The organism is Stutzerimonas sp. FeSN7 (assembly GCF_030263795.1).
Taxonomy (GTDB): Bacteria; Pseudomonadota; Gammaproteobacteria; order Pseudomonadales; family Pseudomonadaceae; genus Stutzerimonas; species Stutzerimonas stutzeri.
Map to the genome: position 1 here is coordinate 1645148 of NZ_JARPMN010000001.1, position 16989 is coordinate 1662136.

A 16989-nucleotide genomic window follows, 5' to 3' on the forward strand; every position below is an offset into this window, starting at 1 on the left:
CATGGCCGGCTATGGCAAGGTGCCGCGATGGGCTACGGGCGCCAGACTTGACCAACTGAACCTACCAAACAGGCCAATTAAGCAAGGACACACTTTTGAGCTCCATGGATTCACAGCGGCGTGTGGTTTCCGGTATGCGCCCCAGCGGCCGACTGCACCTTGGCCACTACCACGGCGTATTGAAGAACTGGGTCAGGCTGCAGCACGAGTACGAATGCTTTTTCTGCATTGTCGACTGGCATGCGCTGACCACCGACTACGAGAGTTCCGGCGAAATCTCGCAGAACGTCATGAGCATGGCGGTGGACTGGCTGGCCGCCGGGGTCAGCCCGAGCTCGGCCACGCTGTTCATCCAGTCGCAGGTGCCCGAACACGCCGAGCTGCACCTCTTGCTGTCGATGATCTGTCCGTTGGGCTGGCTGGAGCGGGTGCCGTCGTACAAGGAACTGCAGCAGAACCTGCAGGACAAGAACCTCGACACCTACGGCTTTCTTGGCTATCCGCTGCTGCAGGCGGCGGACATTCTGCTGTACCGCGCCGGACTGGTGCCGGTCGGGGCCGACCAGCTGCCGCATATCGAATTCGCCCGCGACGTGGCGCGCCGCTTCAATCACCTCTACGGCCGTGAGGACGACTTCGAGAGCAAGGCGGAGGCGGCGATCCGCAAGCTCGGCAAGAAAACCTCCAGGCTCTATGTCAGCCTGCGCAAGAGCTATCAGGAGCAGGGCGACGTCGAGGCGCTGAATACCGCGCGCGCGGTGATCAAGGAGCAGCAGACCATCACCATCGGCGACCAGGAGCGGCTGTACGGCTACCTGGAGGGCTGCGGCAAGCTGCTGTTGCCCGAGCCGCAGGCGCTGCTCGGCGAGGCGCCTAAGCTGTCCGGGCTCGACGGCGGCAAGATGGCCAAGTCCAACAGCAACGCCATCTATCTGCGGGATACGCCGACCGAGATCGAGGAGAAGATCCGCCGCATGCCCACCGACCCTGCGCGCGTGCACCGCAGCGACCCCGGCGAGCCGACGCGCTGCCCGGTGTGGCAGATGCATCTAGCGCATTCCGAGGAGGCAGTGTGCCAGTGGGCCGAGCAGGGTTGTCGCAGCGCCGGCATCGGCTGCCTGGAATGCAAGGCACCGCTGATCGATTCGATCAAGGCCGATCTTGCGCCGCTGCAGGAACGCGCGCTGGATTACGAGCAGAACCCCGATCTGGTACGCAGCATCCTGGCCGAGGGAGCCGAGCGCGCCCGCGACGAAGCCCGTGAGACGCTGATCGACGTGCGTCAGGCGATGGGCCTGAATTACCGCTGACGCGCCCGCGCAGCTTCGAGGAAGACCATGCAGACCGAACCCCAGAGCCACGAATCGACTCAGCCCGGCGAGCAGCTGCGCCTGGCGCTGGTCTATGGCGAGGCGGTTACCGAGCTGCCGCTGGACCTGTACATACCGCCGGATGCGCTGGAAGTCTTTCTCGAAGCGTTCGAAGGCCCGCTGGACCTGCTGCTCTATCTGATCCGCAAGCAGAACATCGACATCCTCGACATCCCGGTGGCGGAAATCACCCGCCAGTACATGGGCTACGTCGAGCTGATGAAGTCGGTGCGTCTGGAACTGGCCGCCGAGTACCTGGTGATGGCCGCCATGCTTGCCGAGATCAAGTCGCGCATGCTGTTGCCGCGCTCGGCCGAAGCCGCCGAGGAGGAAGACGACCCGCGCGCCGAGCTGATCCGCCGGCTGCAGGAGTACGAGCGCTTCAAGGCCGCCGCCGAGGATCTGGACGAGCTGCCGCGGGTCGGTCGCGACCTGCAGGTGCCACGCCTCGACGCCCCGGATGCCAGGGCGCGCAAGCTGCTGCCGGATGTCAGCCTGGAGGAACTGCTGGTATCCATGGCCGAGGTGCTGCGCCGTGCCGACATGTTCGAGAGCCACCAGGTGACCCGCGAGGCGCTGTCGACCCGCGAGCGGATGAGTGAGGTGCTCGAGCGTCTGAAGGGGGGCGGTTTCGTCCCGTTCGTGGCGCTGTTCCATGTGGAAGAAGGGCGCCTTGGCGTGGTGGTGACCTTCATGGCCGTACTCGAGCTGATCAAGGAATCGCTGGTCGAGCTGGTGCAGAACGAGCCCTTCGCGCCTATCCATGTGCGCAGTCGAACCGAATAGCTATTTGCAGGAGTCAACCGTGGACCTGTCCGATCCCAAGGATCTCGCTTCGCTGCTCGAAGCCTTTCTGCTCGCGTCCGGCAAGCCGCTCTCCCTGGAGCGCCTCGGCGAGCTGTTCGAGGAGCATGAACGACCCTCGTCGGCGCAGCTGAAGAAGGCCCTCGAAGTCCTGGACAAGTCCTGCAAGGGGCGCGCCTTCGAACTCAAGGAGGTGGCCAGCGGTTATCGTCTGCAGGTGCGCCAGCGCTTCTCGCCCTGGGTCGGGCGGCTCTGGGAGGAGCGTCCGCAGCGTTATTCCCGGGCGCTGCTGGAAACCCTGGCGCTGATCGCCTACCGCCAGCCCATCACCCGCGGCGAGATCGAGGACATTCGCGGCGTTGCGGTCAACAGCCAGATCGTCAAGACGTTGCAGGAGCGCGAGTGGATTCGCGTGGTCGGTCATCGTGACGTGCCGGGGCGCCCGGCGATGTTCGCCACCACCCGACAATTCCTCGACCATTTCAATCTGAAGAACCTCGACGAACTGCCGCCGCTGGCCGTGCTGCGGGAAATGGAGCCCGAGCTGCGCCCGTTGCTCGACGACGATGCGGCCGTGCCGGTCGCCCTGCAGGCCCGCGCCGACGAGACGTTGGACGAGCCGCAGGCGCCCGCGCGCGAGCAGACCAGCTTCCGTAGCCTGCTGGCTGAACTCGATGGCATGGAACAGGGGCTCAAGACCGACTTCGACGACCTGCTCGAAGCGCAAGCCGCGGATATCGACTCCGACGAGGAGCAATCGACCCCCTGAGCCCAGGCATGTCGCCGGGGCGCCGGCGGCCTCGCTGCAGCCGGCCGCTAGGGGCATAGCTCTGCAGCTGCATGTCGTGCGCAACCATTGGCCTTGCGTCCTGTCCGAACGCCAACCGACTCCGGATGGTTTATGGTTGTCGAAGAACAAAATTCCGCAGCAGGAGAGACGCATGCACCCGCGAGTTCTGGAAGTCACCGAGCGCCTGGTCGAGCGCAGCCGCAAGACGCGTGAGCGTTACCTCGCGATGATGGCCGCCGCTGCCAGCGAGGGCCCTCAACGAGGCGGGCTGCAATGCGCCAACTTCGCCCATGGCGTCGCTGGCTGCAATTCCACTCAGGACAAGCAGAGCCTGCGCCTGATGAACGCGGCGAACGTCGCGATCGTGTCGGCATACAACGATATGCTTTCGGCGCATCAGCCCTACGAGCATTTTCCGGAGATGATCCGCCAGGCGCTGCGCGAAATTGGTTCGGTCGGCCAGTTCGCCGGCGGCGTGCCGGCAATGTGCGACGGCGTTACCCAGGGCGAGGCGGGCATGGAGATGAGCCTGGCCAGTCGCGAAGTGATCGCCATGAGCACCGCGGTGGCGCTGTCGCACAACATGTTCGACGCCGCGCTGATGCTCGGCATCTGCGACAAGATCGTCCCCGGGCTGATGATCGGTGCGCTGCGCTTCGGCCATCTGCCGACGATCTTCGTACCGGGTGGGCCGATGCCATCGGGCATCCCCAACAAGGAAAAGGCCGCGGTGCGCCAGCGCTACGCCGAAGGCAAGGCGAGCCGCGAGGAGCTGCTGGAATCGGAAATGAAGTCCTACCACAGCCCGGGCACCTGCACCTTCTACGGCACCGCCAACACCAATCAGGTGGTGATGGAGATCATGGGCCTGCACCTGCCGGGCTCCTCGTTCGTAAATCCTTACACGCCGCTGCGCGATGCGCTGACCCGCGAAGCCGCGCAGCAGGTCACCCGCCTGACCCATCAGGCGGGCAATTACACGCCGCTGTGCCAGGTGGTCGACGAGAAGTCCATCGTCAACTCGGTGGTCGCGCTCAACGCCACCGGCGGTTCGACCAACCACACCCTGCATATTCCGGCATTCGCCCGCGCCGCCGGCATCCAGCTGACCTGGCAGGACATGGCCGACCTTTCCGAGGTGGTGCCGACCCTGGCCAAGGTCTACCCCAACGGTCAGGCCGATGTGAACCATTTCCATGCCTGCGGCGGCGTGCCCTTCATGGTGCGCACGCTGCTCGACGCCGGCTTGCTGCATGAGGATGTGCACACGGTGGTCGGCAAGGGCCTGCGCCGCTATATCCAGGAGCCGTTCCTCGACGGTGACAAGCTGGTCTGGCGCGATGGGCCCGCTCAGAGCCTGGACGAAACCATCCTGCGCCCGGCAGAGCGGCCCTTCTCGCCGGAGGGCGGCCTGCGTGTGCTGGAAGGCAACCTGGGACGCGGCGTGACCAAGATCTCGGCCGTGGCGCCGGAGCATCGTGTGGTCGAGGCGCCGGCACGGGTGTTCATCGACCAGAGCGAGCTGGCAGCCGCTTTCAAGGCCGGCGAGCTGGAGCGCGATTTCATCGCCGTGGTGCGTTTCCAGGGGCCGAAGGCCAATGGCATGCCGGAGTTGCACAAGCTCACGCCCTTCCTTGGCGTGCTGCAGGACCGCGGCTACAAGGTGGCGCTGGTTACCGACGGGCGCATGTCCGGCGCCTCCGGCAAGGTGCCGGCGGCCATCCATGTCTGCCCGGAGGCGCTGGACGGTGGGCCGCTGGCGCTGGTCCGTGATGGCGACATCATCCGCGTCGATGGCGAGACCGGCGCGCTGCGGGCGCTGGTCGACCCGGCCGAATGGGCGACGCGCCAGCCGGCCATCCGCCCGGAAGACATGGGTATCGGTTGCGGTCGCGAGCTGTTCGCCTTCATGCGCGCGTCCTTCAGCACGGCGGAGCAGGGCGCCAGCGCGTTCACCGAGAGTCTGGAGGCGCTCAAGTGAAGACAGCGCTGGTTGGCGACATCGGTGGTACCAATGCACGCTTCGCGCTGTGGCGCGATCAGCGGATCGAGCAGATTCGCGTGCTGCCCACGGCAGACCATGCGCGTCCGGAGCTGGCAATCCGCGCCTACCTCGACGAAGTGGGCCAGCCGCTGGATGCGCTGGAAGCAGTATGCCTGGCCTGTGCCGGGCCGGTGAGCGGCGATCACTTCCGCTTCACCAACAACCACTGGCAGCTGAGCCGACAGGCGTTCTGCCGCGAACTGGGCCTTAAGGATCTGCTGCTGATCAACGACTTCACCGCCATGGCCCTGGGTATGACCCGGCTGCGCGATGACGAGCGCGTCACGGTCCGCGAGGGCGAGCCTGAACCCGGCCGGCCGCGTCTGGTCATAGGCCCCGGCACCGGGTTGGGGGTCGCCGGGCTGCTGCCGCTGGTCGGCGGCGGCTGGCGCGCGTTGCCGGGCGAGGGCGGGCATATCTGTCTGCCGATCGGCAGCGAGCGCGAGGCGGCGATCTGGACGCAACTGCACCGCGCACAGGGCCACGTGAATGCCGAAGCCGTGCTCAGCGGGCCGGGTTTGCTGACGCTCTATCGTGCCTGTTGCGCGCTGGATGGCCGAGCGGCCGAACACGACTCTCCAGCTGGGATCACCAAGGCCGCGCTGGCTGGCGAGCCGTACGCCGTCGCCGTGCTGGAGCAGTTCTGCCGCTGGCTGGGGCGCATCGTCGGCGACAACGTGCTGACGCTCGGTGCACGCGGCGGGGTATATATCGTCGGCGGCGTGGTGCCGCGCTTCGCCGAGTTCTTCATGCACAGCGGCTTTTGCGAGGCCCTGTGCGAGAAGGGCCAAATGAGTGGCTATTTCGATCGCCTGCCGGTATGGCTGGTGACCGCGCCTTATCCGGGCCTGGAAGGCGCCGGCGTGGCGTTGCAATCGCTGCTGGAGGGCGTCTAGGCGGCTGGCAGGGAAAGGCGACGGGCGATCGGATAACAACAAGAAAAGGGACGTGACGTGAGCCAAGCAGGTAAGAACATCCTTCTGGTCGACGACGATCAGGAAATCCGCGAACTGCTGCAGACCTATCTCAGCCGCTCGGGCTTTCAGGTCCGCGGCGTGCCGGACGGCGCGCAGTTTCGCAGCGCGCTGTGCGCCGAACCGGCCGATCTGGTGATACTCGACGTGATGCTGCCCGACGAGGACGGCTTCAGCCTCTGCCGCTGGATTCGCCAGCACGAGCGGCTGGCCTCGATGCCGATCATCATGCTCACCGCCAGTTCCGACGAGGCCGACCGGGTGGTCGGTCTTGAGCTGGGCGCCGACGATTACCTCGGCAAGCCGTTCAGCCCACGCGAGCTGCTGGCGCGGATCAAGGCCTTGCTGCGGCGGGTCAGCTTCGCCCAGGAGCGCGGCAGCGACGTGCTGGCCTTCGATGAATGGCGGCTGGACATGATCAGCCACCGGCTGTTCACGCCGATGGCGAGGAAGTCTTTCTGTCCGGTGCCGATTTCGCGTTGCTCAAGCTGTTTCTCGATCATCCGCAGCAGATCCTCGACCGCGACACCATTGCCAACGCCACCCGCGGGCGCGAGGTGATGCCGCTGGAGCGCATCGTCGACATGGCGGTGAGCCGTCTGCGCCAGCGCCTGCGCGACACCGGCAAGTCGCCCCGGCTGATCCGCACCGTGCGCGGCTGCGGCTCCCTGCTGGCAACCCAGGTGACGCCGCACCATGAATCTGCGCACTGAGCGGCGACGCCTGCGGCTGGTGCCGCGCTCACTGCTCGGACGCATGCTGTTGCTGACCCTGCTCGCGGTGCTGCTGGCGCAGGGCCTGTCGAGCCTGATCTGGTTGTCACAGCTGCGCGCCAGTCAGATGGAAGGCCTGCTCACCAGCGCCCGCAGCCTGGCGCAGTCAATGGCGGCCAGCGTCAGCTACTTCCGTTCGCTGCCGCTGGGCTACCGACCGCTGGTGCTCGACCAGCTGCGCAGCATGGGCGGCACGCGCTTCTTCGTCTCGCTCAACGACAAGCCGCTGGAGATGAAGATCCTGCCGGAGACGCCACGCAAGCGTGCGGTGCTGCACGAGGTGGAGCAGGTGCTGCGCCAGCGTCTGGGTGGCGCAGTGGACCTGACCATCGAGTTCGTCAGCCCGGACGATCTGCGCATCTTCAACAGCGGCATCAAGCTCGAGGAGCTGCCGCGCTCCTGGGCCCACTACGCGCTGGGCTTCGAACCGCTGGCGCCACCGGTGCTGGTGACGCAGATCCAGATCGCGCCGCAGGAATGGCTCTATCTCGCCTCGCTGATGCCGGCACCCTACGTCAGCCTGGAAGACGAGGGGCTGCCGGTGCAGCAGCTGTGGTTCATCGTGCTGACCAGCGCCTTCCTGTTGCTGTTCATCGGTCTGCTGGTGCGCTGGCAGAGCCGGCCATTGAAACGCCTGGCCAAGGCGGCGCGGGAGCTGTCGGTGGGCGGGGAAGTGCGGCCGCTGGCCGAGATTGGTGCCAGCGAGATCGTCGAGGTCAGCCGCGCCTTCAACAACATGCGCGAGCGCATCAGTCGCTATCTGACCGAGCGCGGCCAGTTGTTCAGCGCCATCTCCCACGACCTGCGTACGCCCATCACGCGGCTGCGACTGCGGGTCGAACTGCTGGAGGACGAGGCCCAGCAAGTCAAGTTCAACCGCGATCTCGACGAACTGGAGCTGCTGGTCAAGGGCGCCCTGCAGTGCGTGAAGGACACCGATATCCACGAGAACATCGAGGCCGTGGACCTCAATCTGTTGCTCGAACACATCGTGGAGCCCTACCAGGCCTGCGACCAGACCCGCGTGACCCTGGATGGACGCGCGCTGGCGACTTACCCCGGCAAGCCGCTGGCACTCAAGCGCTGCATCGGCAACCTGCTGGACAACGCCCTGAAGTATGGCGAGCGCGCCCACCTGCACGTCGAGGATGGCAAGGAGGCGCTGGTGCTGCACGTTGACGACGAGGGCCCGGGTGTTCCGGAGCAGCGCCTGGAGCACGTTTTCGAACCCCATGTCCGGCTCTCCGGCCAGCAGCAGGGCTACGGCCTGGGGCTGGGTATCGCGCGCAACATCGCTCACGCCCACGGCGGCGAGCTGAGCATGCGCAACCTGCAGCAGGGAGGGCTGAGGGTGACCCTCACACTACCGCGCTGAAGCCCGCCGGGCGTGCCTGTTACCTGTGGCGTGCCTTTGTAACCGGTTGGTGACCATCGGCCATCCCTTCGTTACCCAGTGTCCATTTTTCCGGGCATAGACTCGGTCCATCGCAAGCGACCCACGACTTGCCGGATAAAAACAAGAAGGTACTCCTCCATGAATGCGATCCATCGTCTCGCTCTTTCCGTTTCCCTTGCCCTGCCATTGCTCGCCCACGCCGGCGAGGTCGAAGTCCTGCACTGGTGGACCTCCGGCGGCGAGAAGCGCGCCGCCGACACCCTGCAGAAGATGGTCGAGCAGAAAGGCCACACCTGGAAGGATTTCGCCGTCGCCGGTGGTGGTGGCGAGGCCGCCATGACCGTGCTGAAGACCCGCGCGGTTTCCGGCAACCCGCCGTCCGCCGCACAGATCAAGGGCCCGGACATCCAGGAATGGGGCGAACTCGGCCTGCTCGCCAACCTCGACGACACCGCCAAGGCCGAACGCTGGGACGAGCTGCTGCCCGAGCAGGTCAGCAAGATCATGCAGTACGACGGCTCCTACGTGGCCGTGCCGGTCAACGTGCACCGGGTCAACTGGCTGTGGATCAACCCGGAGGTATTCGAGAAGGCCGGTGCCACGCCGCCGAAGACCCTCGACGAGTTCTTTGCCGCTGCCGAGAAGCTCAAGGCAGCCGGTTTCGTGCCGGTCGCCCACGGTGGCCAGCCGTGGCAGGACGGCACCGTGTTCGAGGGCTTCGTGCTCAGCATTCTCGGGCCGGACGACTACCACAAGGCATTCGTCGAGCTGGACGAGGACACCCTGACCGGCGACAAGATGGTTCAGGCCTTCACCGCGCTGAAGAAGCTGCGTGATTACCTCGACGCCGATGCCGCAGGCCGTGAGTGGAACCGTGCCACTGGCATGGTCATCGACGGCAAGGCCGGCATGCAGATCATGGGTGACTGGGCCAAGAGCGAGTTCACGGCCGCCAACAAGGTCGCGGGCAAGGACTACCAGTGCCTGCCATTTCCCGGCACTCAGGGCAGCTTCACCTTCAACATCGATTCGCTGGCGATGTTCAAGCTGAGCAGCGATGAGAACCGCAAGGCCCAGGAAGACCTGGCGCGCGCGGTGTTGCAGCCGGAGTTCCAGACCTTCTTCAACCAGAACAAGGGCTCCATCCCGGTTCGCCAGGACCAGGACATGAGCGAGTTCGACGCCTGCGCCCAGCAGTCGATGAAGGACTTCAAGGCGGCGGCCCAGGGCAGCGGCCTGCAACCCAGCCTGACCCACGGCATGGCCGCTTCGAGCTACGTGCAGGGCGCGGTGTTCGATGTCGTGACCAACTTCTTCAACGACCCCAAGGCCGATCCGCAAAAGGCGGCCAGGCAGCTGGCGGCGGCGATCCAGGCCGTGCAGTGACGCCAAGGGCGGACCGCGTCCGCCCGATTTCCCGAACCGTTGTCCCGGTACAGGCCAAGGCCCGTGCCGCGGGCGACGACATCCCGGATTCTGACGAGGGATCACCTCCATGAGCTCCATCGCGCTTCCCGCCAGGCCCGCCAAGGTCTCGCCGCTCGATGCCCTGCAGCGCTGGCTGCCCAAGCTGGTCCTGGCGCCGAGCATGCTGATCGTGCTGGTCGGCTTCTACGCCTACATCGGCTGGACCTTCCTGCTGTCGTTCACCAACTCGCGCTTCATGCCCAGCTACAAGTGGGTCGGTCTGCAGCAGTACCAGCGCCTGTGGGACAACGACCGCTGGTGGGTGGCCAGCCAGAACCTGCTGGTCTTCGGCGGCCTGTTCATCGCCATCAGCCTGATCATCGGTGTCGTGCTCGCCGTGCTGCTGGACCAGCGCATCCGTCGCGAAGGGCTGATCCGCACCATCTACCTGTACCCCATGGCACTGTCGATGATCGTCACCGGTACCGCCTGGCAATGGCTGCTCAATCCCGGCCTGGGTCTGGACAAGCTGCTGCGCGACTGGGGCTGGGAAGGCTTTCGCTTCGACTGGCTGGTCGATCCGGACCGGGTCATCTACTGCCTGGTGATCGCTGCCGTATGGCAGGCCTCGGGCTTCGTCATGGCGCTGTTCCTGGCCGGTCTGCGCAGCGTCGATCAATCGATCATCCGCGCTGCCCAGGTGGACGGTGCGAGCCTGCCGACCATCTACCTGCGCATCGTGCTGCCGAGCCTGCGTCCGGTGTTCTTCAGTGCGTTGATGATCCTCGCCCATATCGCCATCAAGAGCTTCGACCTGGTGGCGGCGATGACCGCCGGTGGGCCGGGTTATTCCAGCGATCTGCCGGCGATGTTCATGTACGCCCACACCTTCACCCGCGGCCAGATGGGCTTGGGTGCGGCGAGCGCCATGCTGATGCTCGGCGCGGTGATGGCGATCATCGTGCCCTACCTGTACTCCGAGCTGAGGAGCAAGCGCCATGTCTGATTTCGCGCAACCGCGCCTGACGCTCGGGCGCCTGACCATCCACGCTACGCTGCTGCTGGCTTGCGCCGTCTACCTGGTGCCGCTGATCGTGATGTTGCTGACCAGCTTCAAGACACCGGAAGACATCCGTACCGGCAACCTGCTGAGCTGGCCGGAGGCGTTCACCGCCATGGGCTGGCTGACAGCCTGGGATGCCGTCGGTGGCTACTTCTGGAACTCGGTGAAGATCGTCATCCCGGCGGTGCTGATTTCCACCGCGCTGGGCGCCATCAACGGCTACGTGCTGTCGATGTGGCGCTTCCGCGGCTCGCAGCTGTTCTTCGGTCTGCTGTTGTTCGGCTGCTTCCTGCCGTTCCAGGTGATCCTGCTGCCGGCGTCCTTCACCCTCGGCAAGCTGGGCCTGGCCAATACCACCACCGGTCTGGTGCTGGTGCACGTGGTATACGGCCTGGCGTTCACCACACTGTTTTTCCGCAACTTCTATGTCAGCGTGCCGGAAGCGCTGGTGCGGGCGGCGCGGCTGGATGGCGCCGGTTTCTTCACCATCTTCGGGCGCATTCTGCTGCCGATGTCGGTACCGATCATCATGGTCTGCCTGATCTGGCAGTTCACCCAGATCTGGAACGACTTCCTCTTTGGCGTGGTGTTCGCCAGCGGCGATACCCAGCCGGTCACCGTGGCGCTGAACAACCTGGTCAATACCAGCACCGGCGCCAAGCAATACAACGTCGACATGGCCGCCGCGATGATTGCCGGCCTGCCCACGCTGGTGGTTTACGTGATCGCCGGCAAGTACTTCCTGCGCGGGCTCACTGCCGGCGCCGTCAAGGGTTGAGGAGAACAACGATGGCTTCCCTGGAACTGCGCAACGTTCAAAAGAGTTATGGCAACAGCCAGATCGCAACGCTCAAGGACATCGCGCTGAAGATCGACGCCGGTGAGTTCCTGATTCTCGTCGGCCCCTCCGGCTGCGGTAAATCCACCCTGATGAACTGCATCGCCGGGCTGGAGAATATCACCGGCGGCGAGATCCTCGTCGACGGTGAGGACATCAGTCAGGCCAGCCCGAAGGATCGGGACATTGCCATGGTGTTCCAGTCCTATGCGCTCTATCCGACCATGAGCGTGCGTGACAACATCGCCTTCGGCCTGAAGATGCGCAAGGTGCCGGCGGCGAAGATCGAGGAGGAGGTGGCACGGGTCGCCAAGCTGCTGCAGATCGAACCGCTGCTGGAACGCAAGCCGTCGCAACTGTCTGGCGGTCAGCAGCAGCGCGTGGCCATGGGTCGGGCGCTGGCGCGGCGGCCGAAGATCTATCTGTTCGACGAGCCGTTGTCGAACCTCGACGCCAAGCTGCGGGTGGAGATGCGCACAGAGATCAAGCTGATGCACCAGCGGCTGAAAACCACCACGGTGTATGTCACCCATGACCAGATCGAGGCAATGACCCTCGGCGACAAGGTCGCGGTGATGAAGGACGGTGTGATCCAGCAGTTCGGTACCCCCCACGAGATCTACAACAACCCGGCCAACCTGTTCGTCGCGAGCTTCATCGGCTCGCCGCCGATGAACTTCGTGCCGCTGCGCATTCGTCAGCGTGACGGCCGCTGGGTGGGCGTGCTCAACAGCGAGCAGGGCAGTTGCGAGCTGCCGCTGCCGATCACCAGTGACGAAGGTCTGCGTGACCGGGAGCTCATTCTGGGCATTCGCCCCGAACAGATCGGCCTGTCGACGGGCTCTGCGGCGGACCTTTCGCTGCTGGTGGATATCGAAGTGGTGGAGCCGACCGGCCCCGATACGCTGGTCGTCTTCGCGCTCAATCAGGTCAAGGCCTGCTGCCGGCTGGCGCCGGATCAGGCGCCGCGGGTGGGGGAGACGCTCAACCTGCAGTTCGATCCGCGCAAGGTCCTGCTGTTCGACGCCCAGAGCGGCGAACGGCTGGGCCTGGCGCAGCCTGCAGCCACGCGCGAAAGCAAGGTCACCCGGCTGGTTTCCAACGGAGCGGGGCCGGTGCAGTGAGGTACCGGCCTGCCTTGCCAGCAGGCTGGGGATAACGGAGACAGGAACCAACGGAGCCGAACAGGCTCGATCCAGCGATCAATAACAACAAAAGCGGAGTGGATATGAAAAAAACACTGACAGCCCTGGGCGTTGCCAGCGCCATTGCGGGTCTGACGCTGCCTTTGGGCGCCCATGCACTGGAGTTCACCGGCTACATGCGCAGCGGGGTCGGCGAATCGGTCAACAGCGATTCGCAGTCCTGCTTCCAGTTGCCCGGCGCGCCGAGCAAGTACCGCCTGGGTAACGAGTGCGAGCAGTACGCCGAGCTCGATCTGCGTCAGGACCTCTACACCTTCGCCGACGGCTCGGTACTGAGCCTGGAAGGCATGGCGGCGCTCTACAACCAGTACAACCACACCCCTGAGTTCACCGGCGATCACGGCTGGGCGCGGATGGTGCAGGCCTATGCCGAGTGGAGCAAGGTGCCGGCGTTGTACAACGGCTCGCTGTGGGCCGGGCGGCGCTTCTACAAGCGCAACGACATCCATATCTCCGACTTCTACTACTGGAACCAGAGCGCCACCGGTGCCGGCGTGGAGGACATGGAGATTGGCGGGCTGAAGTACAGCTACGCCTTCTCGCGCAAGGACAGCGTGTTTCAGAAGGACTACGTCACCCGCCACGACTTCAACGTTGGCGGCTTCGACAGCAACCCTGGCGGTGAGCTGGAGTTCGGCCTGAGTTACCTCGACAAGCCCAGCCGTGACGATGCCAACAGCGGTTGGGCCGTGACGGTGCAGCATGTGCAATCCGACTTCCTCGGCGGCAAGAACACCCTGGCGCTGCAGTATGGCGAGGGCCCGGGCACCGGCCTCGGCTATACCGGCGACGTCACCCTGGACAACAGCGCCAAGAGCTGGCGAGTGGTGGAGTATTTCGACTGGCAGCTGACGCCGCGCTTCGGCGGCCAGTTCCAGGTGGTCTACCAGAAAGACAAGCGCGACGACGGCGGCGACCAGGACTGGTGGTCGGTGGGCGCGCGTCCGGTCTATGCGTTCAGCGAGCAGTTCAAGCTCGTCGCCGAGGTGGGTCACGACCAGATCGATGCCACCGACGGCACGCGCAAGCTCAGCAAGTTCACCATCGCGCCGACCTGGTCACCCGCCGGTCCTGGCTTCTGGGCGCGGCCGGAGTTCCGCCTGTACTACACCTACGCCAGCTGGAACGACGCGGCGCAACGGGCGGCCAACGTGATGGCCGAAGGCTCGGCGTTGTCGGATACCGGTGCGTTCGGCAACGCTCGCCACGGTTCGAACTTCGGCGTGCAGGTCGAGCACTGGTGGTAAGCGGCTAGCGGGTCGCCATCCAGATCAGCAGGCCGGCCTGGAACAGCGCCAGCGCAATCAGGCAAACAATGGTGAATCGCAGCGCACCGTCCTCGCGGCGGAAGCGGGCGATACGCTCCTGCAGGTCGCGGATCTGGTTTTCCTGCGCCTGCAGGTTGCGGTCGGCCTGTTCCAGCATCGCCGCCGCATCCTGCAGCTCCACAATCTGGACCTTCTCGCTGTTCCAGTCCGGCCTCAGGCTGCTGGCGCGCGGCGCGCCGTAGGTCGCCTTGCCCGCCTGGTCCTTTGGGTAGTCCACATCGAACCCCTGGGTGCGCAGGCAGTGGTCACGCCGTAGGCGCTGGTCGTCGCTCGTCACATCCTTGGGCAGCGATCCGCCCTCGACCAGATAATGTCCCCAACGCTTTTGCGCCCAGGCCGCGCCTTGTGCCAGCAGGAAACGGCCGAGGCCACGGTTGGCGGGTTCCAGATGCAAGCCGCTGTCCGGGCCGAAGCGCAGTTCCTTGCTGCGATGGTCGGCCCATACCTCCAGCACGTTGTACTTGCGCGAGCGCGCCTGCCCCGGGATGTTGACGAACATCCGCAGCAGGCTCTGCTCTGGCGTGTGGCGTTCCAGCTGCGCCAGCTCGACGAAGCGCAGTGGCCGCGCGCCGCCGTCGCGTTCGGTGGGCAGCGGCGCCAGGCGCAGCAGGCGGAAACGATCGGGGCGAAGTTCGGCCCACGGATGCTTCGGCGGCGCCGGTGGCTCTTTCTCTGTGCTCTGGGTGATTTCGGTGTCGGTCATCTGCGCGTTCCTGGGCCTGCGCGGCGGCTCGTTCAGAACTGGTCTCGGCCATCGTCACGGGGCTATCGGCGGCGCGGCGCCTAACTGGAGGCTGGCAGCATGCCATTATCGTTCAGGAAGCGCTGGATGCGTTCGAGCAGGCCCCGGGCCAACGGCAGATCGGGATCGTCGTAAGACGCGAGCTGCGCAGCGCTGGCCGGCACGATGCGCAGCACATGATTCATGCCGTCGATCAGCGCGAGTTCGGCGTCGGGCTTGGCACGGTGCAAGGCCTCGGCGTCATCGATGCCCACCTGGATATCGTGCCGGCCCTGAACGATCAGCGCCGGAACATTCACCGCCGCGAAGGCCTCGGCCGGGTCATATGCGAAGAGGGAGATCAGATATGGCTGCACGCTGGGGCGGAACAGCACCTGCAGAGGCTCTGGAATGTCCGCGTGGGTGCGACCGGCCTTCAGTTCGTCGATCAGATAATGGCTGGTGGCGAGCAGTGCCGGTGGCAGGCGTCCCTGCAGCTGCTCGCGCAGCACCGCGTCGATCGGCCGGCCGCTGCCGGCGATGCTGATCAGCGCCGCGGCACCTGAGCGAGGCGCCGCAAGGCTGGCGATCAGCGCACCTTCGCTGTGGCCGACGAGAATCAGCTCGCCGAAGCGCGGGTCACCCTTGAGCCGTTCGCTCCAGGCCAACGCATCGCTGACGTAGGCTTCGACGCTGAGGTCGCGCTCGTCCGGTGCGGCGGCCAGGCTCGCGCCGACGCCGCGCTTGTCGTAGCGCAGGCTGGCCACGCCCTGCCTGGCCAGGCCCTGGGCCAACCGCTTGAGGCTGTCGTTGTGGCCGGCCGGGTTGTTGCCGTTGCGGTCGGTCGGCCCGGAGCCGGCGATGAGCAGGCCGACCGGCAACGGCCGCTCGCTTTTCGGCAGCAGCAATGTGCCCTGCAGCACGCCATGGCCGGTGTCGAGGTTCAGCGTCTGCGTGAGCAGGGTCTGCGCATGTACGAATGAGAGGGGCATGGTCAGCAGCAGTAGGATCAGCAGGGCACGCATGGAAGGCTTCGCCGGTTACGGAGCGGGTTTGACGCGAGGATCGGTGCGAGGTTCGCCGCTGCGCCAGTATGCGCGCCGAAGACAGGCAGTGAAACCGCGGCGCCCTCAGGTATACTTCCGGCCCCTGTTTTTTCGGTCGATCGCGGAGCGTCCTGCATGTCCGGCAATACCTACGGCAAGCTGTTCACCGTCACCACTGCCGGCGAAAGCCACGGGCCTGCGCTGGTGGCCATCGTCGATGGCTGCCCACCCGGGCTGGAGCTGTCGCTGGACGATCTGCAGCGCGATCTCGACCGTCGCAAGCCCGGCACCAGCCGGCACACCACGCAGCGCCAGGAAGCCGACGAGGTGGAAATCCTTTCCGGCGTGTTCGAAGGCAGAACCACCGGTTGCCCGATCGGCCTGCTGATCCGCAATACCGACCAGAAGTCCAAGGACTACTCGGCGATCAAGGACCTGTTCCGCCCGGCTCACGCCGACTACACCTATCACCACAAGTACGGCCTGCGCGACTACCGCGGCGGTGGCCGCTCTTCGGCGCGCGAGACCGCCATGCGTGTCGCCGCCGGTGCCATCGCCAAGAAGTACCTGGCGACGCTGGGCATTCAGGTGCGCGGCTACATGAGCCAGCTCGGGCCGATCGAGATTCCGTTCAAGTCCTGGGACAGCGTCGAGCAGAACGCCTTCTTCAGCCCGGACCCGGACAAGGTGCCGGAGCTGGAGGCCTACATGGACCAGCTGCGCCGTGACCAGGATTCGGTGGGCGCAAAGATCACCGTGGTCGCCGAGGGTGTGCCGCCGGGCCTCGGTGAGCCGATCTTCGACCGCCTGGACGCGGAGCTTGCCCACGCGCTGATGAGCATCAACGCGGTCAAGGGCGTGGAGATCGGTGCCGGTTTCGCGTCGGTGGCCCAGCGCGGTACCGAGCACCGCGACGAGCTGACCCCGCAGGGCTTTCTGTCCAACAATGCCGGCGGCATCCTCGGTGGCATCTCCTCGGGCCAGCCGATCGTCGCCCATCTGGCGCTCAAGCCGACGTCCAGCATCACCACGCCCGGTCGCTCCATCGACGTGAACGGCGAGGCGGTGGACGTGATCACCAAGGGTCGCCACGACCCCTGCGTCGGCATCCGCGCCACCCCGATCGCCGAGGCGATGATGGCCATCGTGCTGCTGGATCACCTGCTGCGCCACCGCGCACAGAATGCCGATGTGCAGGTGACGACGCCGGTGCTGGGTCAGCTTTGAGCG

14 protein-coding genes and 1 pseudogene are annotated in these 16989 nt (G+C 65.6%); 13 read left to right on the plus strand and 2 right to left on the minus strand.

Going from position 1 to position 16989, the window contains the following annotated elements:
* Positions 1–104 precede the first annotated feature (104 nt).
* From P5703_RS07745 to P5703_RS07800, 12 genes and pseudogenes are all read left to right on the plus strand, one after another.
* On the plus strand, positions 105–1310 hold the full coding sequence (locus tag P5703_RS07745) for a tryptophan--tRNA ligase (protein WP_170934300.1): 1206 nt from the start codon (positions 105–107) through the stop codon (positions 1308–1310).
* A 27-nt stretch (positions 1311–1337) separates the two neighbouring features.
* Positions 1338–2156 carry a segregation and condensation protein A gene (locus P5703_RS07750; RefSeq protein WP_013983057.1) on the plus strand — a complete coding sequence of 273 codons (819 nt, stop codon included), beginning with the start codon at positions 1338–1340 and terminating at the stop codon, positions 2154–2156.
* 19 nt (positions 2157–2175) lie between these two features.
* On the plus strand, positions 2176–2943 hold the full coding sequence (gene scpB / locus P5703_RS07755) for an SMC-Scp complex subunit ScpB (protein ID WP_013983056.1): 768 nt from the start codon (positions 2176–2178) through the stop codon (positions 2941–2943).
* Between the two features lie 172 nt (positions 2944–3115).
* Positions 3116–4945 carry a phosphogluconate dehydratase gene (gene edd / locus P5703_RS07760; RefSeq protein ID WP_068506711.1) on the plus strand — a complete coding sequence of 610 codons (1830 nt, stop codon included), beginning with the start codon at positions 3116–3118 and terminating at the stop codon, positions 4943–4945.
* Entirely contained in the window at positions 4942–5904 is a 963-nt protein-coding gene (locus tag P5703_RS07765) for a glucokinase (protein WP_019406092.1), read from the plus strand. Before edd ends, P5703_RS07765 begins: the two co-directional genes overlap by 4 nt.
* A gap of 57 nt (positions 5905–5961) precedes the next feature.
* A pseudogene (locus P5703_RS07770) lies at positions 5962–6695 on the plus strand (response regulator).
* Positions 6679–8130, plus strand: coding sequence for an ATP-binding protein (locus P5703_RS07775; protein ID WP_242630798.1), 1452 nt, complete (start codon positions 6679–6681; stop codon positions 8128–8130). The pseudogene P5703_RS07770 and the gene P5703_RS07775 overlap by 17 nt, the downstream one beginning before the upstream one ends.
* Before the next feature lie 159 nt (positions 8131–8289).
* Complete coding sequence (locus P5703_RS07780) at positions 8290–9537, plus strand: ABC transporter substrate-binding protein (RefSeq protein WP_017245222.1); 1248 nt, start codon at positions 8290–8292, stop codon at positions 9535–9537.
* 109 nt (positions 9538–9646) lie between these two features.
* A complete protein-coding gene (locus P5703_RS07785; RefSeq protein ID WP_011913554.1) occupies positions 9647–10564 on the plus strand; it encodes a carbohydrate ABC transporter permease in 918 nt (305 codons plus the stop codon).
* Positions 10557–11399, plus strand: coding sequence for a carbohydrate ABC transporter permease (locus P5703_RS07790; RefSeq protein WP_013983051.1), 843 nt, complete (start codon positions 10557–10559; stop codon positions 11397–11399). Before P5703_RS07785 ends, P5703_RS07790 begins: the two co-directional genes overlap by 8 nt.
* An 11-nt stretch (positions 11400–11410) precedes the next feature.
* Positions 11411–12583: an ABC transporter ATP-binding protein gene (locus tag P5703_RS07795; RefSeq protein ID WP_106443096.1), complete on the plus strand. Its 1173-nt coding sequence runs from the start codon at positions 11411–11413 to the stop codon at positions 12581–12583.
* 104 nt (positions 12584–12687) lie between these two features.
* Positions 12688–13911 carry a maltoporin gene (locus P5703_RS07800; protein ID WP_013983049.1) on the plus strand — a complete coding sequence of 408 codons (1224 nt, stop codon included), beginning with the start codon at positions 12688–12690 and terminating at the stop codon, positions 13909–13911.
* 4 nt (positions 13912–13915) lie between these two features.
* On the opposite strand, the gene P5703_RS07805 is transcribed toward P5703_RS07800, so the two are convergent.
* Both P5703_RS07805 and P5703_RS07810 read right to left on the minus strand, forming a co-directional pair.
* A complete protein-coding gene (locus P5703_RS07805) occupies positions 13916–14695 on the minus strand; it encodes a hypothetical protein (RefSeq protein ID WP_011913550.1) in 780 nt (259 codons plus the stop codon).
* Positions 14696–14775: 80 nt separating this feature from the next.
* Positions 14776–15738: an alpha/beta hydrolase gene (locus P5703_RS07810; RefSeq protein WP_125459767.1), complete on the minus strand. Its 963-nt coding sequence runs from the start codon at positions 15736–15738 to the stop codon at positions 14776–14778.
* 156 nt (positions 15739–15894) lie between these two features.
* Here P5703_RS07810 and aroC point away from each other — a divergent pair, with 156 nt between their 5' ends.
* Positions 15895–16986 (plus strand): chorismate synthase, encoded by a 1092-nt coding sequence (gene aroC, locus P5703_RS07815; RefSeq protein WP_125459766.1) that lies wholly within the window; start codon positions 15895–15897, stop codon positions 16984–16986.
* The last annotated feature ends 3 nt before the right edge of the window (positions 16987–16989 follow it).

Coding starts and splice junctions, on each gene's coding strand:
- P5703_RS07745 (WP_170934300.1), top strand. CDS start 105: ATGGATTCACAGCGGCGTGTGGTTTCCGGTATGCGCCCCAGCGGCCGA.
- P5703_RS07750 (WP_013983057.1), top strand. CDS start 1,338: ATGCAGACCGAACCCCAGAGCCACGAATCGACTCAGCCCGGCGAGCAG.
- edd (WP_068506711.1), top strand. CDS start 3,116: ATGCACCCGCGAGTTCTGGAAGTCACCGAGCGCCTGGTCGAGCGCAGC.
- P5703_RS07775 (WP_242630798.1), top strand. CDS start 6,679: ATGAATCTGCGCACTGAGCGGCGACGCCTGCGGCTGGTGCCGCGCTCA.
- P5703_RS07780 (WP_017245222.1), top strand. CDS start 8,290: ATGAATGCGATCCATCGTCTCGCTCTTTCCGTTTCCCTTGCCCTGCCA.
- P5703_RS07785 (WP_011913554.1), top strand. CDS start 9,647: ATGAGCTCCATCGCGCTTCCCGCCAGGCCCGCCAAGGTCTCGCCGCTC.
- P5703_RS07790 (WP_013983051.1), top strand. CDS start 10,557: ATGTCTGATTTCGCGCAACCGCGCCTGACGCTCGGGCGCCTGACCATC.
- P5703_RS07795 (WP_106443096.1), top strand. CDS start 11,411: ATGGCTTCCCTGGAACTGCGCAACGTTCAAAAGAGTTATGGCAACAGC.
- P5703_RS07800 (WP_013983049.1), top strand. CDS start 12,688: ATGAAAAAAACACTGACAGCCCTGGGCGTTGCCAGCGCCATTGCGGGT.
- P5703_RS07805 (WP_011913550.1), bottom strand. CDS start 14,695: ATGACCGACACCGAAATCACCCAGAGCACAGAGAAAGAGCCACCGGCG.
- P5703_RS07810 (WP_125459767.1), bottom strand. CDS start 15,738: ATGCGTGCCCTGCTGATCCTACTGCTGCTGACCATGCCCCTCTCATTC.
- aroC (WP_125459766.1), top strand. CDS start 15,895: ATGTCCGGCAATACCTACGGCAAGCTGTTCACCGTCACCACTGCCGGC.